Genomic DNA, 18,933 nt, shown 5'->3' on the forward strand with positions numbered 1-18,933 from the left:
GCTATAAAATCGTTCCAATATTTGTATATATGCTTCTACATTTTCTGGAATAGTATACATAAGATATCTTCTTGTGATACTGGTAATTTTACTTTTCAATATTATAAGCTTAGCTGTATTCTTTATCTCGTAAATATTACGAGAGAAATCTACTATATTTTTTAAATTCATTTTATAATTATTCAATTATCTATGGTAACCAGTTTTGCATAACCAATTTACAAAAAAAAAGAAGGTAATATTATTGAATTGATTTCCATAAAAAAAGTGAAATTAATGCTTATCGGATCATTAGCTTTTTTTAATTTTTCGAAAAGCTAGTTTTTGTATCATGTAAAAATGTGTTCGAGCACATTTTTTTTGTTTTTTTGTTATGAAGTGTGATTATTTTAATTATGTTTGCGCATATTTCGTAAAAAAATATACTCGTAGTTAATTTTATTAAATGAATCTACTCTTTTATTAAAAGATAAATGGCTCATGAATTGAGATGTATCGACTTATCCCCATCAGATCTTAATTGATTTGGGAAGTATTAAAAATATAGCGGAATGAAATTCCTTCACCGGCAAGATTCCCCTAATGGACGAATTAAAGATTACTAGGTCTTTATGAGCAATAATCTTTGTCCAGGAATATAAGTGTGAGAATATTTAATTATAAAAATTAAAAGGCATTATGCTTAAAATCGCGTACTATTTATTTGTATTGAATATCTTTTTTACTGTTTATTAGATATATATTAAAAAGTGGCCTCCTGTAAAGCTCTTAAATCTGAAGAAAATTCAACTTAATCGAAACCATATAAATCTATGAAAGCAAATACACGTCGTTCTTTTCTAACAAAATCTATTGTGGGTGTAACCGGAGCTATGGCGGCAAGTGCATTGCCTTTATCTGCTTTTGCAAATGAGACAGAGGTAGATTTTTCCTCTATAGAAGGATCTCATACTTTTTTGACTAAACCTTATTTACAGGCGCCAGGAGTTGACAGCATGACGATTATGTGGCTCACCAATTTAAAATGCCTGAATTGGGTAGAGTTTGGTGAAACTGAAAAGTTAGGCCAAAAAGCACAACAAGTTATAAACGGAATGCTTAATACCCATTCTAAGATAAATTGTGTAGAATTAAAAGATCTTAAACCTAATACACAATATTTTTATAAAGTTTTTTCAAAACAAATTATAAAGTTTCAACCTTATAAAATGACTTTTGGAGAAATTATCACAAGTGAAACTTATTCTTTTACAACGTTGGATCCTAAGGCCGAGAAAGTAACCTGGCTGATTTTAAATGATTTGCACGACCGACCGGAATCATTTGGAGAATTGATGGCAATCAATCAGAACAAACCGTATGACTTTGTTTTTTTAAACGGAGATATGTTTGATTATCAAATTGATGAAACTCAGGTTATCAATCATTTGCTGAACCCTTGCAGTTTGTTTTCAACTGAAAAACCATTTTTATATGTTAGAGGTAACCATGAAACCCGAGGAGAATTCTCCAGGAATCTTTATGATTATTACTATAATTATGATGACAGGGAATATTATTCTTTTCAAATAGGACCCGTCTTTGCAATGGTTTTAGATACTGGTGAAGACAAAGAAGATTCACATCCTGTTTATGGTGGGGCAGTTGATTTTGATCACTATAGGGAAGAACAAGCGATTTGGTTAGAGAGCCAAATGAAAATGAAAGCTTTTAAAAAAGCACCTTTTCGGGTAGTGATGATGCATATCCCGCATTTTCATTCTGATGATGCGCACGGTACTGTGCATTGCAGACAACTTTTTCAGCCTTTATTCGAAAAGTATAAAATAGATTTATTTATAGCGGGACATACACACGAATATGGATTGTATGCCCCCAACAAGGAGCATTCGTACCATTTTGCTATTGGAGGAGGTCCTGAAACCGGAACAAGAACATTGACCAGAATTGAGGCTACTTCAAAAAAATTGAATTTAACCATGTTTAAAGATGATGGAACAGAAATCGGTCAGTTTAATCTGGATTCGAAAAGATAGAACCTCTCGATCTCCTTTGATAATATCGAATTAACAATATAAATTAATTTCTCATCGAAATTAATTTTTGTAAGTGATTGATTTCTTAGATTTGTAGTATGCACCAAAAACTCTTTTTATCATGCCAATAATTGAACAATCAGAATATGATTCTCCTTCTATTATGCATCGTAACAGGCATATTTCTACTATTTATGCTGCTTTGTTTAAAAAGTTTGACGCTCCGGGATATATTAGGAAAAAACATGAGTTGAATGATGGAGATTTTATCAATATCGATTTTATTATAAACGATCCTAAAAAAGCAGTGATTTTATGTCATGGTTTAGAAGGAGATTCTCGTCGAACTTATAATAATAGCTGTGCGGTTTATTTTCAACAAAAAGGTTTTTCAGTTTTCGCATGGAACAATCGTACCTGCGGCGGAGAAATGAATCGTCTGCCGAGACTTTATCATCATGGAGCTGTCGATGATCTTGATGAAGTGGTTCAGTTTGTTTTGAAAAAAGGATTTGAAGATGTTTATTTGATCGGATATTCAATGGGAGGTGTGCAGCTTCTGAATTATTTGGGATGGACAAAAATCGATACGCGTATAAAAGCAGCAGTTTCGATTTCAGTGCCAACTCATATCGCTACAAGTGCAGAAGTACTTAAGCAAGGCTTTAACAGAGTCTATTTAAAGAACTTTACAATTGATATTAAGAGAAAACTCAAATACAAGGCAGAACAGTTTCCTGATTTTATAAACAGCGATCAAATTGATAAAATTTCTTCTTTTGATGAAGTTGATCATTATTTCACTGCGCCGTTGCATGGTTTCGCAAGTCGTGATGATTATTATCAGCGTGTCTCTCCGGAATTTTCCCTTAAAAACATTACAACTCCGGTTTTAATTATTAATTCTCTTGACGACCCTTTTTTAGGCGAAAGATGTTACCCCAGAGCTATAGCGCAAGATAGTGCCTATGTTTATCTTGAAACTCCAAAATATGGTGGACACTGCGCGTTTCCATTGCGTGATTCAGAGTATTCGTATGCTGAGAAAAGAGCTTATGAATTTTTTAAATCTTGTTGATCAAATGAGAGATTTTTAAAACTTAGTTAAAAAAGTATTGTACTTTTTAATTAAGATGCTCCGAATTTTTGAATCTTAGATAATCGTATCTATAAGGAGGGTCTGAAAAATAAATAAAATCAGGAATTTTAGTTAAAAAAATAGTAGTTATATATTTTTTTAAATTGTTATTAATATGTTGATAAATAATGGTTTATAGTTTATTTTGATGAAGGATTCAAAGTAATAAATATTTATATTTGAAATTAATTAACGGCTTATTAATTTAAAATATTTATTATGGAAAAAGCTATACAATTAAAAGTACGCAAGGAGTTAAATGGACAGCAGCAATTGAATATAATTAGATTGAAAGGGAGCTTAATTTCCAAAGGTTATACAGAAATTATACATATTCTGGATCAGGATGATGAATTTCATATCAATTCATTTGAAACTCCGGTTGAAACTACTAATGAAGTGCAAGAATATATTAAAGCATTCATAACAAGAGAAAATCTGATGGATACAATTTCACTATACAAATGATTATCAAAATAATTAACCAATCAAAAAAATAATGATTAAAGCAGTATGCGTTTATTTTATTTGAGACTCTATTGTAAGTATTTAAAATGTTAATTTATTAAAGAATATATAATTTTCTTATTCAAAAATATTATTATTTAGAATAGATAAAAATAGTTTTGTTTTGTAGGTGTTCAACACTTACATTTGCACAATTAAAATCAATTCTAAATAAAAATGAAAGTAAAATTTTTACTCCCGCTATTGAGCTGTTGCTTAATATTGCTTACTGCAGTAAGTTCCTTCGCACAGACAGGTACTTTAAGAGGTACAGTTTCGTTGTCTAATAATGAAGCTGCAGACAATGTGACAATAATTCTTAGAGGGACTCACATCGGGACGACTACAGATGCTCAGGGAAATTATGAAATCAAAAACATCAAGCCAGGTAATTATACTGTAAAAGCTTCTGTAGTTGGATTTTCATCAAAAGAAAAAAACATTACCATAACGGCAGGTAGTGAAGTTGTAGAAAATTTTACATTAATAACGACATCTGAAGCTCTTACTGAAGTTTTTGTGAAAGGAAATGCGAATAAGTATACCAAATCAGAAAGTCAGTATGTATCAAGAATGTCTGTTAAAAACCTTGAAAACTCACAAGTATACAATGTTGTAACTAAGGAATTGATCAAAGATCAGTTAGTTACAAACCAGGATGAAGCATTGAAAAATGTTCCAGGTTTATACCAGTTATGGGGTGCTACAAATCGCGCGGGTGATGGTGCTTCCTGGTATTCATTACGTGGATTTACTACTCAAAGTTTAGTGAGAAATGGTCTTGCCGGAAAAGTAAACAGTAATACTGATGCTGTCAATCTTGAAAGAATTGAAGTTATAAAAGGACCATCTGCTACACTTTTTGGAAATGTAGTTTCTTCATACGGAGGATTAATCAACCGTGTAACTAAAAAGCCTTATGAAAATTTTGGTGGAGAAATCTCATACCAAAATGGAAGTTATGGCTTTAACCGTTTAACAGCTGATATCAATACAGCAGTTAATGACGACAATACAGCATTGTTTAGATTAAATGCTGCTTTCGGTAATGCAAATACTTTTCAGGATTTCGGTTCTTCAAGAAGCTTTTTTATAGCACCATCTTTCTCTTATAAAGTGAACGATAAACTTACAATCTCTATTGATGCCGAAATAGGAAATCAGGACAATTCAGGTATGTCTTTGATTTATCTTCCTTACGGAGTTTCAATCGCTGATTTAGGAGTTAATAATGCTAAAGATCTTGATATTAACTTCAAAAGATCATTCTTAGGAGATGAATTTCTGACAAATACTAAAACATTGAATGTGTTTGCACAGGCTAACTATCAAATCTCTGAGGAATGGACTTCACAGTCTGTATTTAGCAGCAGTTCTAATAAAGCTGCTGGTTTACAAACATGGTTTTACCTAATGCCAAATCAAAAATTATCAAGAAATGCATGGGATGCAAATGGAAAAGATAATGCTATTGAATTCCAACAAAATTTTAATGGTGATTTCATGATTGGATCAATGAGAAACCGCTTTTTAGTAGGTGGTGATTTATATTACGGTTCAAATAAATTAGGATACCAAAGTTTACCAGGTTATGCTGCTTTTGATGATGTAAATTATACTGGAACAGCAGTAAATTATTATGATTTTAACCCAACCAATGTAAAGAATGCACTTGTTGGAAAGGGTAATTCTCCATATACTACTAACAGCTCTATATCAACATATAGCGCATATGTTGCAGATGCAATTAACGTAACAGAAAAATTAATCCTTTCTGCAGCAGTACGTTTTGATTATTTTGAAAACCAAGGATCATATGACGCTGTAACAAACACAAAAGCAGATACATTCTCTCAAACTGCATTTTCTCCAAAATTTGGTGTTGTTTATCAAATCGTAAAAGATCAGGTTTCTGTATTTGGTAATTACCAAAATAGTTTCACTAACAAAGGATTCTTGAATGCAAATGTTGACGGTGCTCTTCAAATGAAACAATTTGATCCGGAAAAAGCGAATCAGTTTGAAGGAGGAGTAAAAGTAAATGCATTCCAAAATAAAGTAAGTGCTACAATTAGCTACTATGATATTAAAGTTAAAGATATCGTAATCGCTGATCCAAATTTACCAAATGCAAGTATTCAAAATGGCACACAATATAGCAAAGGTTTTGAATTAGAGCTTACAGCTAATCCAATTCCTGGATTAAATCTTCTTGTGGGATACTCAAATAATAATTCTAAATTAAACGGTTTGAGACCAGTAACAGCAGGACCTGAGAATCTAATCAACTATTGGTTTAGCTATAACTTGCAAACAAGTAAACTTAAAGGATTAGGATTAGGTTTTGGAGGTAATTATGGAGATGCAACTTATATTTACAACAATGGACCAGGTGAAACTTTTGAACTTCCATCATATACAGTAGTAAATGCCGCATTATACTATGATCAGCCTAAATACAGAGTGTCATTAAAAGTTAATAATCTTACTGACGAATTGTACTTTAATGGTTACACAACAATAAACGTACAAACACCTAGAACGTTTATGGGATCTTTGGCATACAAATTTTAATAGATCCATTAAAATACTAAAAGCACCTTTTAAAATATAAAAGGTGCTTTTTTTGTTTTTATATGAACGTTGGTTTTTCTTTTGCGCCCATAATAAGAAGCCATAAGCAGATTCCAATTTCCCCTAATGCTGATGGCATACTTACATATTGTGAAATACCAAAAGTTGAATAGTTGGAAATTAAAGTATTGCCAATAAAATTGATTAGATAACCAATACAGCCAAGCATCAATAAAATGCCAAAGAATTTCGGTAAGATACCAGATTTATAAACCAAATAACCAAAAGGAAACAACCATAGTCCCCAAAATATCGAAACCATTAGAATTCCATTGTCATATTGGTTAAGATAAAACATCACTTGATTTTGGAGCTGCTCATTTGCATTAGAAATCGGACTATTATTAATAAGAGAAAGAACGGCAAATTTATTTTGGATGTTAATGAATGAAATCGGAACGCTAATTACAGCTAAAAGTACCATCAACTTTGCGTAGAATTCGTTTACTGGGTTTAGGAGTTTATAAAGTGCAATCGGCAATATCAAAAAGAAACTATAACAGACTAACCCGCTTACAATTCCAAATCGAAAAAGGGTTTCAGATTCTTTTATAGCATTAAAAGTAGCTGTTGGATTATCCCAAAAGATAACTTTAGAAGGTACGTACGCCAAACTGAAAACTCCTGTAAGCACTACAACAAGATATAATAATCCTGCAATTCTCGCCTTTTTTTTATTTGATGTCATTTCTTTAGATGATTATGTTAAGTCGGTTTTTTTTGGCCATTTAATAGCTGTCCAGACAATTACAAAAGTTAATACACTTTCTAAGATCGCATAAAAAACATAAAATGCCCGCCATTCAGAGATTGATGTGATTGCTATTAATAACATAATAGCGGTGAAAAACAAACCAACTAAAATGTTCAGCAACTTGTTTAATCGAGGTTTTGCAAGAATAGAAAAACAAACCATAAGTGCCGGAATTGCCAGTAATAAAGAAGCTAGAAATAGTTTTACAGGGCTGTTTAGTAAATTGTTTCCATCAATTAAGCCCGCTGTTTTTCCAGGTATATAAAGCTCAAAATAGTCACCATACAGATAAAAAAAAGTTACAGACGCCCATAAAAATGCCAGTTTAATTTTAATATTGATTTTGAAATCTTCAAGAACAGCTTTTTTCATCTTTTTGAGGTTTAGCTTGTTTTAAACTTTTAGTAAGACGATTAGGCGTTGATAATGTTACAGTTAGTGTTAGGATTAATTTGAACTAGTAAGAAGGAGGGCTGGAGAAGGGGTTAGAATGTTTTGATGTAATTAATCGCAAAACTTTTTCCATCATATGAAGGCGAAATAAAAGAGGTCGATTTATCCTCTTTTTTGCCAAATAGTTTGCGTGTCAAATAAGGATTCATCCAATATGCTGCTTTGGTACATAGTATTCCAATTCCGGCTCCGGCCGCTACATCGGTTAGCCAATGTCTGTTATTATACATTCTGAATATTCCTGTTCCGGCCGCAATGGCATAACCAGCTACACCATACCATATCGATTTGTCTTTATATTCCTGATATAAAAATTCGGCACCTGCAAAGGCAATTGCTGTATGTCCCGAAGGAAAAGAATCATTTGAAGTTCCATCGGGTCTTTCAACATTGGTGATCGATTTTAATCCGAAAACAGTTCCGACAGTTAGAATAGTGGAGGTAGCTAAAATAACAGAACGATCTCTTATATTATTTTTTCCTTTTACACCAAAAACGTTAAGAGCATATACAGAAACAGCGGGAACATATCTTGTAAAATCGTCTATTGTTACCTTGGTATCTATGTTTTCGGTAATCTCGTCACGAATCTGAAAATTAAAACTTTTTATCTGTCCACTTTCGATTCCCCAAAATCCATATCCAATTAAAAGACCGGGTATAATAAGTTGTTTATAATTGAAACGTATATTTCTAACAGTATCAGTCTGAATACTGTCTGTTATCTTTGTGTTTTGTGAGAAAGCATTATAAGATATCAGTGGTAAAAGTATAAGAAGACTAATTTTTCTCATTTATAAATTATTATATGATGATGGAATTTGATCTAAAACTTTATAAACAAACGTTTTCTGTGGAGTGATTTATTTTTTAATAGAATAAAGATGCTAATTTGCTACTTGCTTTGGCTTTCGAACTTCTTTATTTTCTCCTTAAGTTCTAAATTTTCTTTGGTTAAGAAATCAATTTGATCCAATAGTCCAGTTGGAACTGTTAAAAGTTGTTTTGTAAAATTTGTGGATATGTAATCCTTTTTGGAATTATCTTCAAAAACTTCGCTTCTGTCCACACCTAATACTTTTGCTATTTTATTCCATTCGTCTATATTAATTTGCGTTAAACCACGCTCTTTTCGGCTGTAAGTGGCTTGGGTCATATCGAGCAGATTAGCCATTACATCCTGCGTTATTTCTCGCTTTAAACGCATTTCTTGTAATTTGATCTTTTTCAATTTTTAAAATGAATTATAATTTAGATTAGTAATACGATCCGTAATTATTGGAGATTATTTTGCTTTTGCGGTAAGTATAAGGGGATTATAAATACTAAAATAGAGAAAAAGTGTGCACAAAATATTGCCTATGCGATATCTTAAGCAAAAATTAATTTTTGACAGAACTAAAGATAATCGGTTTAAAAAAGTCTTTTTTGTGTAGTAGAAAATAATAATGTAGGTAGTGTAACTTGTTTTTTAGGTTTTTAATTGTACTGATTATTGTTTTTTTTGGGGTATAAATCTTACGTATAAATACGCAAATTTTAAAATTAAGTTATCGGAATGTAATTTCTTAAGCCTATATAAAAAGTAATTTTAAAAAGAGGTAAAAAGGTAAATAAAACAGGTTGTTTTGCTTTAACAAATGTTTAATACATTTAAGTTTTTAAAATTCTAAAAGCCCTATTAAAGCAGATTTGTTTTTTGTAAGAAATAATTTGGCATTAATTTTGTAAAGTGCTATTTTTTAAGTGATTTATGTAACATGTGTAAATTAATTTTAAAAAACAACTATAAATAAAAAAAATAAATGCATAAAAATTTAACTAAAAAAAGTTCCACAAATTTGATAATAATTGTTAATATTGTTACAAAGAAAAAGCCTGTGAGATGCTCAGGATTATTTTTTTGAGTCTAAATTTGATTTTATTATGCGTTCACAAATTCACTATATGTCTATGATTTAAGCTCAGTGTATTCAAGTTAGTTAAATTGCTAAAGCCCCTCAGATTATGGATTTATTCTTTTCAATAAAGTTTGTAAAATGTATTTCTATATCTGCTAATCTATCACAAACCAAAACAACAACCAAACTAATAACCTATGGCAAAACGACTACCCAAACTACCTCCTTTACTACAAAGTAAAATCTACAAAACCGGACAAACCAGAAGCGCAAATGATGATGTGATTTTTCAAAACAGGGCCAATAGAAATGGTACTGTTTTGATACCTTTCGAGTCAATTCATTTGTTCGATATTTCCGTTTTCACTTCTGACAGATTTGAAAGTGGTTTTATTGTTGTCCTCAGCCCTGAAGAGTACTACACAAATCCTGAAACATTAGTTTTAATGAAAGCCAGGAAGTTAAAACTTGGCGTCAATGCCATCTTGCTTTATGAGACAAGGGCACAATGGAATGAATTTAATCCTTATAAAAATAAGCTTGCTATAGCCGAAAAAAGAACATCTCCTATAGATGGTCATTTTGTTGCAAGAATTCTATCGTCAACTTCAAAAGACGAAGAAAAGATTGTTCTTGGTTTTAATACCAGCAGTTGCAAAGGTGCCGGAATCAGAGTCGCAGAATATGCCTCTCTTTTAACGATAAAATCTTCTCACTTACAATTAGAATATTTATTCTGGCTCTGTTACAATTCCAAAGAAGTAGCACTTGGTGCCGGAATGACAGAAAGTGAGATAGAAAATCGAATGGCAGCTATAAATACTGCTTGTAGTAATCAAAAATTATCTAATACGGACCGACTTTACAAGACCCGAATTATTGATAATTCTAAAAACACGATTTGTCCGCTTTGTTTAAAAAAATTAAGTGCAGAGGCTTTTCTACTTAATTTTTTTGAATCTGCTGAAAAGTCAGATATGGATAAAGAGATTAGTCCTATAAACCTTTTTTACATTAATCAGCTGAAGACTGGAGAATTCAATCATGTCCCTTATAATTTGGCGTGGGGACATCAGAACTGCAATATGATTTGTAAAGAAACTGGTGTAATCGAAACTATTAAATGGATGAAAGAAGTGGTGGTAAATACCATTATTTTCAACAAGGATTCATCTAATTAAAGGTTTAAAATGGGTTAAGGATTACTTAAACGGATATTTTGAACGAAAATATTACGTTCTAAAAATCGAAAAAATCCCGCAAATAATAAATCAAGCTATTTAGAAAAAAGCCATTTGTACTCAAAAGTAATTTTTAGCCATAGATAGAAATTACAGTTTTTTAGGCTTTTCTGTATTTAGATTATAAGACATTTTTCAGATCAATTATTCAGGATTATAAAATATAAAATGCAATAACGATTTAAAAAAGCTGTCTTTTTGATTTATTTAAAGTGGTATCAAATATTGAAAAAAAATCATCAAAAAAAAAGAAAAAATGTTTAGCGACTTAAGAAAAAAATATATAGAAAATTATAGTGGTTTTCCAAAAGAAATTTGGATTCTGGCATTAATAACCTTCATAAACAGAACCGGGACAATGGTTATTCCATTTCTCTCAAAGTATATGAGAGAGAACCTGCACTTTGAATATAATCAGATTGGTTGGGTTATGGTTTGCTTTGGTGTCGGTTCTTTTATAGGCACGTGGTTAAGTGGGGTGTTGTCTGATAAAATTGGATTTTATAAAGTAATGATAGGAAGCCTTTTTGGAAGCGGACTAATATTCTTTGCTTTACAGTATACAACATCATTTGAAGGGTTTTGTATTGCAATTCTTCTTTTAACAACTATTGCAGATATGTTCAGACCGGCAATGTTGGTTTCTTTAAATACCTATACCCGAAAAGAAAATAAAACCAGAGCACTGGCTTTGGTAAGGGCGGCAACAAGCCTGGGATTTTTATTTGGCCCTCCTTTGGGTGGTCTTATAATTATACTAATTGGTTATAAATATCTTTTTTATGTAGATGCGGCCACCTGTATTCTGGCAGTTTTAGTTTTTGTTCTTTTAGTTAAAGAAAGAAAACTACCTTTTAAACTCAAAACACACAATATTGGAGTAGACAAATATGCAATATTAAAAGATAGAACTTTTATAATGCATATGTTCATTTCGCTCATAACAGGGATTATGTATTTTCAGGTATTTACAACATTGACACTATATCATAAAGAACAATTTAATTTATCAGAAATAAACAGTGGTTTGCTTTTAAGTTTTAGCGGTATATTAACGTTACTGTTTGAGTTACCAATTGTTAATTATGTAGAAAAGAACAAAATGAATAAGTTGAATGTTATAATGGTTGGTTTGTCATTTATGGTGCTTAGTTATGTTCTTCTGCTCTTGAATGATAAGTGGTATGGAATATTGTATGTGATGATGTTTTTTATGACTCTTGGAGTAATGTTAACTTTTCCCTTTTCAAACTCATTTGCTATGACCAGATCACATAATAATCAAGAGGGTAGGTACATGTCAGTTTTTACCATGAGTTTCAGTCTTGCACATATACTAAGTGCTAAAACAGGTATGGAAATTGTCGCGTACGCAAGTTACAGAGCTGACTTTATATTTATGAGTTTAATTGGTTTATTGGCTATTACGCTTTGCTATTGGCTGGTGAGGGCGGTTGAAAAAGAAACAATAGAAACTAAAATAAAAATAGTGCAATCCATTTTTGTCGATAAAAGCAAGAAGAGATAATCTGCTTTGATACGAGAATGAATTTATTTAATTTTTTTTCAATGTTTGAATAAAAATGAGCTTCTCATAATTATTAAAAAAACACCTTAAGATGAAAAAATATATTGCACTAAAAGTCATAATTATTTTTATTTTTTTAGTTCCGTCGAGTTTGATTTCGCAAGAACTCTATGCCGGAATTGAGGTAGGAAGTAAGGGAGTAAAAATGTCTGTAATAAATGTCCAAAACATTAAAAAAGGAAAATATGAAGTAGTTGATTTTTGGACAGAAAATGTCGCCATCGCAAAAGGGATAGCCGTAGATGGAAAATTAGCCGCAAATGATATTGATACTGCCTTTGATGTAGTGGTGAAAAATTATACGAAACTTGTTAAGGAATACAAAATTGAAGAGAAAAACATCTTTATTGTGGTCTCTTCCGGAGTTGGAATGGCTCAAAATGTAGATATTTTACTTCAGAGATTGTATGTTTTTACTAATATTAATGTAGGGATAATTACTGCAGATACAGAAGCAAAGCTATTGTTAAAAGGATGTATTCCGCCAAAAGAGTATTCTGATTCCTTGATTCTTGATATTGGCGGAGGAAATACTAAAGGCGGATATGTGGAGAAATTTAATGAAGATGATATTTTGGTATTTTACCCTGTAACTTTAGATTTAGGGACAGTAACTTTTACAGAGAAAATAAGCAAGAAAGCGAAAACCAATTCAATTGATGAGTTTAATGAATTGTTGTTGACAGCTTTACCTGAGTTAAAAGAGCAGACAGATCGTTTGTATGAGAAAAGTCCAAAAATTTTCAACAAAGATAAAATATACATGTCCGGAGGTGCAGTTTGGGCATTCTATACGTTGTATAAAGGAAATAGTGCAATAGAAAATTTTAGTCCATTTGAAGTTAAGGATGTTGAAGCTTATAATACAATGATAAAAACGGATTATGCAAAATTTGAAGCCTTAGCAACACAAAACAAGGATGTTGAAAAGGTATTGAAAACCTATTCTCAAAAATACTTAATTGCGGCCAATTCACTATTACTGACCTTATTAGAGAAAATGCCTGACATCAAATCTAAAAAGATCTATTTCACAAAACAAGGACAAATGGCCTGGCTGCTTTCTTATATTGCTGATTCTGCAAGAAGAGCAAAAAACATCCATTAGGATTAACTTATTTTTTAAGTAATAATTTGTTCTTGAATACGCCGAAATAAGCGATTTAAAGTGTTGTAATTGCTGATTTTGACAACAAGAAGGGCTTCAATGTATGTGGGAAATAAATGAATCAAATAATCAATAAAAAACCAGTAATCTCATCGATTACTGGTTTTTTATTGATTATTTGTAAAGAGCAATCTGGTAAACAACGCTCTCTATTCGCATCAAACATATAATTCTAGGTAAGCAGATAGTTTAATTTTTAATTCTAAAATCGGGCTTTTTTCTCATAGATGTGCTGGCAAAAAGCTGATCATTTTTAAGTTTTATAAAGTCTATTCCGAATTGCTTGTCCTGATACCAATTACTGATAAGGGAATTGAAGTCTTTATTTTGAGTTATTCCAATAACCTTGGTGTCATTAATGAGGAGATCTTTTAAAATTATTTGATCTAAATATTCATCGGAAATTGAAATTGCATCAGCAAATACAATAAGGTGACTAAATCCTGATATTACCGAATTGGTTAATGTAAGAAAGGTATTCTCCCTAATTAATATTGCTTCGTGCTTAAGTCCTTCAATTTCAGTTCCAATATCTTCCGTATGCATCATGGTGAAATTCGTAGCATTTACCCTTGTCATTTCTTTTTTGCTGTCTAAAACCTCTCCTTTTCTTGTGTCGACAGTTTCCATTTCAAAACATCGGGATCCATAGCTATCTGACAAGAATGGGCTCCTAATTGCAATACTGTTAGAGATATTGCATTGAACACCCTGAGTAAAATCAAAGTCATCATCGGCTGATCGCAGAGATACTAAATGACTGGTATTTATATAGCCTCCATAGAACTGAAAGGAATCCTCATCAGATGAGGTAACCTGTATATATTCTATTTTTGTTTTTGCTCCAACCCCTGCTAATGATAATCCGTTTATAGGCTTATTATGACTTGTTTTTTTTCCTGAAAATTCAATTCTGATATATTTTAAAATACCAGAGTCACTGTCTTTGTTATTTCCACCATAAAGTGCTTTTTGTTGGTCAAGCTCAAAATCCAAAGTACCAATTCCTCCAGTTTTATTTATTGGAGCATCCCCTAAAATAATAATACCTCCCCAGTCTCCAGGATTTCTATCTCCGGAGTTTTTGTTGGAGGTAAAAACGATTGGGTCAGTTTCAGTACCATCCGCGATGATTTTGGCGCCTTTTGTAATTACTAATGTGGTCAAAATCTGAGTGTCACACCTTATCAATGTACCTGGCTGAATGGTCAAAGTTACATTTGGGGCAACATAAACGGTACCAACCAAAACATAAACATTTTCTTTTTTTAATGTCATGTTTGAACTGATTGTTCCCGTTAATATTATAGAGGCTTCGTTATAGCTAGTCGTTTTGGGATTGAAATTTGTCCACATGTTCAACCAATTGGTATCACCATTAATACCTTTAGTATTCTGTGCTTTAATTAATAGTGTGAAAGTAAAAAATACAAGTAATAGTAATTTCTTTTTCATAACTTCTTTTTTTAAAATTTATTTAAAAAAAAAGGCCAGCCACTAAAAGCCAGCCATTTTACGATTTCAAAGCCATTATAATTTAGAAGCAATTTCTTTTTTATACTTGTTAAGAATTGATTTCGTCATCCCTAAGTTAGCTTTCGTTGAGTCAACTGCCAGATAAATCATATACATGTTGTTATCAGAAATATCAATAATATGAATTTGAGATGTTAAGGTAATCATGATATCTGATACAATCTGATTTTTTAGCCCTAAAGCACTAATTGCATTCATTTTTGCTTTTACAACTTCAAGGTTGAAAGCAGATGCTAATTCAGGATCAAAATCTGCAACGTCAGAAAGTGAAAAGTAAGACATTCCACTTTGAATTTCAGCAACTGAAACTGCGATAAATCCTGGTACATTTTTTTGAAGATCTTCTCCGAATTGGTTTAAAAAGTCTGACATAGTTTTAGTATTTAATTGGTTTTTTTTAATTTTTTTCATTTTGTTTTCAACTGCAGTTTTGACTTTACAAATATATTTTGAAAAACATTTTGAATTCTTTTATGTTTGAATTGATTTCTTACTTTTTTTACATTTTTTTTGTAAAAACATTTTGTTTTTAAAACTTTTTTTTGAAAAACGTTGATAATGAGGTATTTGAGTTTTGTTATTTTGTAACCATTAAGTGGTTGTTTTTAGATATATTTGAATTATTTGCTTTTTTGATCTAATTTGTTTGTAATCAATTGTTTATGTTTTATTTTTTTTACCATACAATGGTGCTATAATTTTATATATTTATTAATTATGTTTTGTTTAAGCTGTTTATATTCTGTTAGTTGTGTTTTGTTTTGTTGTTTTTTACCCCTTTAATGGTTTTATTTTGTTAAAAAAAACTTTTTTATTCTTACAAATTATAGGATGAAAGTAAAAACGTTATTTTCTGAATGATTTTATGTAAAAAGGGACATAAATTTTGGGTTTGATTTTAATAAAATTGATTCCCTCGCAGAGAGAAAAAATAATTCAAAAAGCTTGTGATAAAAAGGAAATCAATGTTTCTATCCTGAAAAAGAATAATTATCATAAACTTCGCGTGCCATAATTTTGCCACGATGACTTTGGGGTTTGTATAAATATTTGCAAAGTACTTTAAATGAAAAAAAACAAGGAACCTTTATATTGAAAGGTTTTAGGTATCCTTTGACTCTTAAATTTTACTAATCTTTTTTTGATTGTTGTCATATAAATTCTGCACATTTGTAGTTATGTTACTACAAGCTTTTGAATTCAATTTTTACTTTATACCATTATATTTGTAATAGAGAGATTTATTACGGTTTATGGTAGAAACCCAACTTGTCGACGTGACAAGTTGGGTTTTTTTATTTTCACTTTTGCAATCGTGCGATTAGTTGACAATGTTGTAAAAAAAAATCCTAATGTAAATTAGGACTTTTTTATAGAGTAATCAGCATTATAGGTAGAATGGTAATTTAATTAATTTTAACCAAATGCGCTTCAATAGCAGCTCTGTCTGATTCATATTGTTCAGGAAGTTTTAAGTTTTTACCTAATTCTTCTAAACTTTCATCAACAGTAAATCCAGGATTTTCTGTGGCAATTTCAAACAAAACTCCTCCTGGCTCTCTAAAATAAAGAGAGTGGAAATAATTTCTGTCAATCTGTGGTGTAATAGACAATCCGTATTCCTCAATTTTTTCACGGAAATGCATTAAAATTTCATCATTTTGTACACGGAAAGCCACGTGATGAACAGATCCGTTTGCTAGATGGCCACGTTTTTCTTCAGCCAATTCCACTAAGTCAACAATGGCTGCATTCTCTACAGCATCAGTTGCGTAGCGGTAGCGGTTGACATCTTGTTCGATCAATTTGTAACCAAAAATATCAGTTAAGATGGCAGCAGTAGGTTTGATGTTGTTTAAAGTCAAAGTAATGTTATGAAAACCTCTTGTTGCTACATCGGCTTTTACTTCATCAGTTTCCCAGGGTTTTCTGTCATCACCAGTTTTAGATTCGATTAATTCTAATTTTAATCCATCAGGATCTAAGAAAGTAAGATATTTTTCTCCAAACTTTTCAGCAGGTTTATTGTAAATAACATTGTATTGCTCAAAACGTTTTTGCCAGAAATCTAAACTTCCTTTTGGAACAGAATATCCAATTTCTGTTGCCATTCCAGAACCTTTTCTTCCTTGTTGAATTCCTTCTCCCCAAGGGAAAAAAGTTAAGATGGTTCCGGCACTTCCAACTTCATCTCCAAAGTAAAAGTGGTAGGTTCCCGGATCATCAAAATTCACCGTTTTTTTTATGAAACGTAATCCTAATATATTAGAGTAAAAGTTGAAATTGCGTTTAGCGTCACCTGCAATTGCAGTAATATGGTGTAAGCCTAAAATTTTATTTTCCATGGTTTCTATATTTATTATATTGTTATTGATTTTCTTATACAAATTTACGTCTGTTATACTGCTGCATCGATTAATCTAGATTAAGAAATAAAAAGCCGTTCAATTTTCATTTGTCAATTAACAACCAAATAATATTTCAATTGGGCTTTATCCTTGTTTATTATGTGTTTAGTTGTTGTTTAGAGTTTCTAATCCCACGATATATCGTAATTTTAAGAATTGCATTCCCTATATTTAGAAAAGCTATAGTAATTTAAAAGACCCATTTCTGGTACTACCGTTTCTTTTTCCAATTTTATAATTTTATAAATATTGATTTTCTAAGTTTTGGTTCAATATTCTTTGTTTTGTGTCCTTTTCCTGTTTTGTCTTCAACCAATAGAATCGACCCTGTTTCAAATGTTCTTTTTTCTCCTAATGAAGTTTCGATTTCGACTCCCCCCTCCAATAAAACAATATATTGTCGGTCTGGGGCATTATGAAAATCATAATCATAAGAAGGACTGACTTCTCTAAAAACAATTGACTTTACCGGTTCATCATCAGATAAAAAACCAATATCACCATAGTTTTTCAACGGAACTTCAAAATCCTCAAAATGACTTTCGCCATTTGCATCGCTATAAACTCGAGTAATCGTAATCATTATTTTTTATTGAAAATCAATGCATTTGCACAATCTACCTCGTCCTGACTTATAGTATGTCCCATATTTGGGTAGATTTTCTTGGTTACATCTGCGCCCATTTTTTGAAGAAGTGTTTCAGTCTCATTTACTCTTTCAACCGGAACATGAAAATCAGGATCGCTTGTTCCTATGAAAATTGGAGTGTTTTCGAAATTTCCTGTATAATGGTTTTCATAAACTTTATCACCGATAAGCCCGCCTGTAAAAGCGACAACGCCTCCATATTTTGCAGCATTTCTGGCTGTAAATTCTAAGGCAAGACAGGCTCCCTGTGAAAATCCAAGGAAATAGATATTTTCTTTTTCAATTCCGTTTTGCTGAACTGCGACAACAACCTGATGAATTGCTTCTAAGGATTTTGAAAAAGAAGGTTCGTTTTCGTTAATCGGCACTAAAAACGAATACGGATACCACGTTCTATTTTCTGCCTGAGGCGCAACCAATGCAAAATCAGCGACCTTAAGATGTTTTGCAATAGAAAGAATATCATGGGCACCTGCACCACGTCCGTGTATCATAATTAAGGCCTTTTTTGCTTCGTTTAAAGGCAAACCGTCTGTTAGGGTTTCTATATTCATAGTAGTATTTTTTTAAGATTGTTTTTTCCAAATATCCTGATACTCATCCGGATGTCTTTTGAATTGTGCATGCACGTATGGGCAAAGCGGTAAAACCATCATATGATTAGCACGTACGTATGTTGTCATTTCTTCCAAAAGTTTCTTCGCATAACCTTTTCCTTCGGCTTCCGGTTCAACTCCGGTGTGGTAAACAGTCAATAAATCATCTTTGATGCTTACCGTCATTTCGCCTAATTTTTTATCATCCACATAAAGATTAAAAGCGCCATGTTTTTTTTCGTTTAATTCCAGTTTGATAGTTTCCATATATTTTTAAATTATATTATGCTTTTTAGCAGATAAAAGTGAACTATTTTTCTTTTC

Annotated in this window: 17 protein-coding genes; 7 read left to right on the forward strand and 10 right to left on the reverse strand. The window is 31.5% G+C overall.

The genetic code is table 11. The annotated features are described in order from the left end of the window. Positions 1–812: 812 nt before the first annotated feature. The 4 genes from IRZ99_RS13625 (at position 813) to IRZ99_RS13640 (ending at position 6,255) form a co-directional block, all read left to right on the forward strand. Positions 813–2,036, forward strand: coding sequence for an FN3 domain-containing metallophosphoesterase family protein (locus IRZ99_RS13625; RefSeq protein WP_194657789.1), 1,224 nt, complete (start codon positions 813–815; stop codon positions 2,034–2,036). Between the two features lie 121 nt (positions 2,037–2,157). Further along, the gene (locus tag IRZ99_RS13630; protein ID WP_194657790.1) at positions 2,158–3,114 is read left to right on the forward strand and encodes a YheT family hydrolase; all 957 of its coding nucleotides are present in this window, start codon (positions 2,158–2,160) and stop codon (positions 3,112–3,114) included. 279 nt (positions 3,115–3,393) lie between these two features. Further along, positions 3,394–3,642: a hypothetical protein gene (locus tag IRZ99_RS13635; protein ID WP_194657791.1), complete on the forward strand. Its 249-nt coding sequence runs from the start codon at positions 3,394–3,396 to the stop codon at positions 3,640–3,642. Between the two features lie 216 nt (positions 3,643–3,858). Continuing rightward, positions 3,859–6,255 carry a TonB-dependent receptor gene (locus tag IRZ99_RS13640; protein ID WP_194657792.1) on the forward strand — a complete coding sequence of 799 codons (2,397 nt, stop codon included), beginning with the start codon at positions 3,859–3,861 and terminating at the stop codon, positions 6,253–6,255. Positions 6,256–6,313: 58 nt separating this feature from the next. On the opposite strand, the gene IRZ99_RS13645 is transcribed toward IRZ99_RS13640, so the two are convergent. The 4 genes from IRZ99_RS13645 to IRZ99_RS13660 form a co-directional block, all read right to left on the reverse strand. Next, entirely contained in the window at positions 6,314–7,003 is a 690-nt protein-coding gene (locus tag IRZ99_RS13645; protein WP_194657793.1) for a DUF4386 domain-containing protein, read from the reverse strand. A gap of 12 nt (positions 7,004–7,015) precedes the next feature. Next, positions 7,016–7,441 carry a DUF6326 family protein gene (locus IRZ99_RS13650; RefSeq protein WP_194657794.1) on the reverse strand — a complete coding sequence of 142 codons (426 nt, stop codon included), beginning with the start codon at positions 7,439–7,441 and terminating at the stop codon, positions 7,016–7,018. 113 nt (positions 7,442–7,554) lie between these two features. Continuing rightward, complete coding sequence (locus IRZ99_RS13655) at positions 7,555–8,316, reverse strand: phosphatase PAP2 family protein (protein WP_194657795.1); 762 nt, start codon at positions 8,314–8,316, stop codon at positions 7,555–7,557. A 101-nt stretch (positions 8,317–8,417) separates the two neighbouring features. Further along, complete coding sequence (locus IRZ99_RS13660; RefSeq protein WP_194657796.1) at positions 8,418–8,729, reverse strand: helix-turn-helix domain-containing protein; 312 nt, start codon at positions 8,727–8,729, stop codon at positions 8,418–8,420. Between the two features lie 891 nt (positions 8,730–9,620). On the opposite strand from IRZ99_RS13660, the gene IRZ99_RS13665 reads away from it, so the two are divergent. The 3 genes from IRZ99_RS13665 to IRZ99_RS13675 all read left to right on the forward strand — a co-directional run bounded on the left by IRZ99_RS13665 (position 9,621) and on the right by IRZ99_RS13675 (position 13,360). Further along, positions 9,621–10,604 (forward strand): BstXI family restriction endonuclease, encoded by a 984-nt coding sequence (locus tag IRZ99_RS13665; protein WP_194657797.1) that lies wholly within the window; start codon positions 9,621–9,623, stop codon positions 10,602–10,604. A 316-nt stretch (positions 10,605–10,920) separates the two neighbouring features. Beyond that, positions 10,921–12,192, forward strand: coding sequence for an MFS transporter (locus IRZ99_RS13670; protein WP_194657798.1), 1,272 nt, complete (start codon positions 10,921–10,923; stop codon positions 12,190–12,192). Positions 12,193–12,283: 91 nt separating this feature from the next. After that, the gene (locus IRZ99_RS13675) at positions 12,284–13,360 is read left to right on the forward strand and encodes an exopolyphosphatase (RefSeq protein ID WP_194657799.1); all 1,077 of its coding nucleotides are present in this window, start codon (positions 12,284–12,286) and stop codon (positions 13,358–13,360) included. Between the two features lie 249 nt (positions 13,361–13,609). Here the strand turns inward: IRZ99_RS13675 and IRZ99_RS13680 are convergent, their stop codons facing one another. The 6 genes from IRZ99_RS13680 to IRZ99_RS13705 form a co-directional block, all read right to left on the reverse strand. Next, on the reverse strand, positions 13,610–14,875 hold the full coding sequence (locus tag IRZ99_RS13680) for a hypothetical protein (RefSeq protein ID WP_194657800.1): 1,266 nt from the start codon (positions 14,873–14,875) through the stop codon (positions 13,610–13,612). A gap of 75 nt (positions 14,876–14,950) precedes the next feature. After that, complete coding sequence (locus IRZ99_RS13685; protein ID WP_194657801.1) at positions 14,951–15,328, reverse strand: hypothetical protein; 378 nt, start codon at positions 15,326–15,328, stop codon at positions 14,951–14,953. 1,034 nt (positions 15,329–16,362) lie between these two features. Beyond that, positions 16,363–17,301 carry a ring-cleaving dioxygenase gene (locus IRZ99_RS13690; protein WP_194657802.1) on the reverse strand — a complete coding sequence of 313 codons (939 nt, stop codon included), beginning with the start codon at positions 17,299–17,301 and terminating at the stop codon, positions 16,363–16,365. Between the two features lie 295 nt (positions 17,302–17,596). Beyond that, complete coding sequence (locus IRZ99_RS13695) at positions 17,597–17,947, reverse strand: hypothetical protein (RefSeq protein ID WP_194657803.1); 351 nt, start codon at positions 17,945–17,947, stop codon at positions 17,597–17,599. Further along, positions 17,947–18,567 (reverse strand): alpha/beta hydrolase, encoded by a 621-nt coding sequence (locus tag IRZ99_RS13700; RefSeq protein ID WP_194657804.1) that lies wholly within the window; start codon positions 18,565–18,567, stop codon positions 17,947–17,949. The genes IRZ99_RS13695 and IRZ99_RS13700 overlap by 1 nt, the downstream gene beginning before the upstream one ends. Before the next feature lie 12 nt (positions 18,568–18,579). Continuing rightward, entirely contained in the window at positions 18,580–18,876 is a 297-nt protein-coding gene (locus IRZ99_RS13705) for a GNAT family N-acetyltransferase (RefSeq protein ID WP_194657805.1), read from the reverse strand. Between the last annotated feature and the right edge of the window lie 57 nt (positions 18,877–18,933).

This window comes from Flavobacterium sp. LC2016-12, assembly GCF_015351595.1.
In the GTDB taxonomy this organism is placed as follows: domain Bacteria; phylum Bacteroidota; class Bacteroidia; order Flavobacteriales; family Flavobacteriaceae; genus Flavobacterium.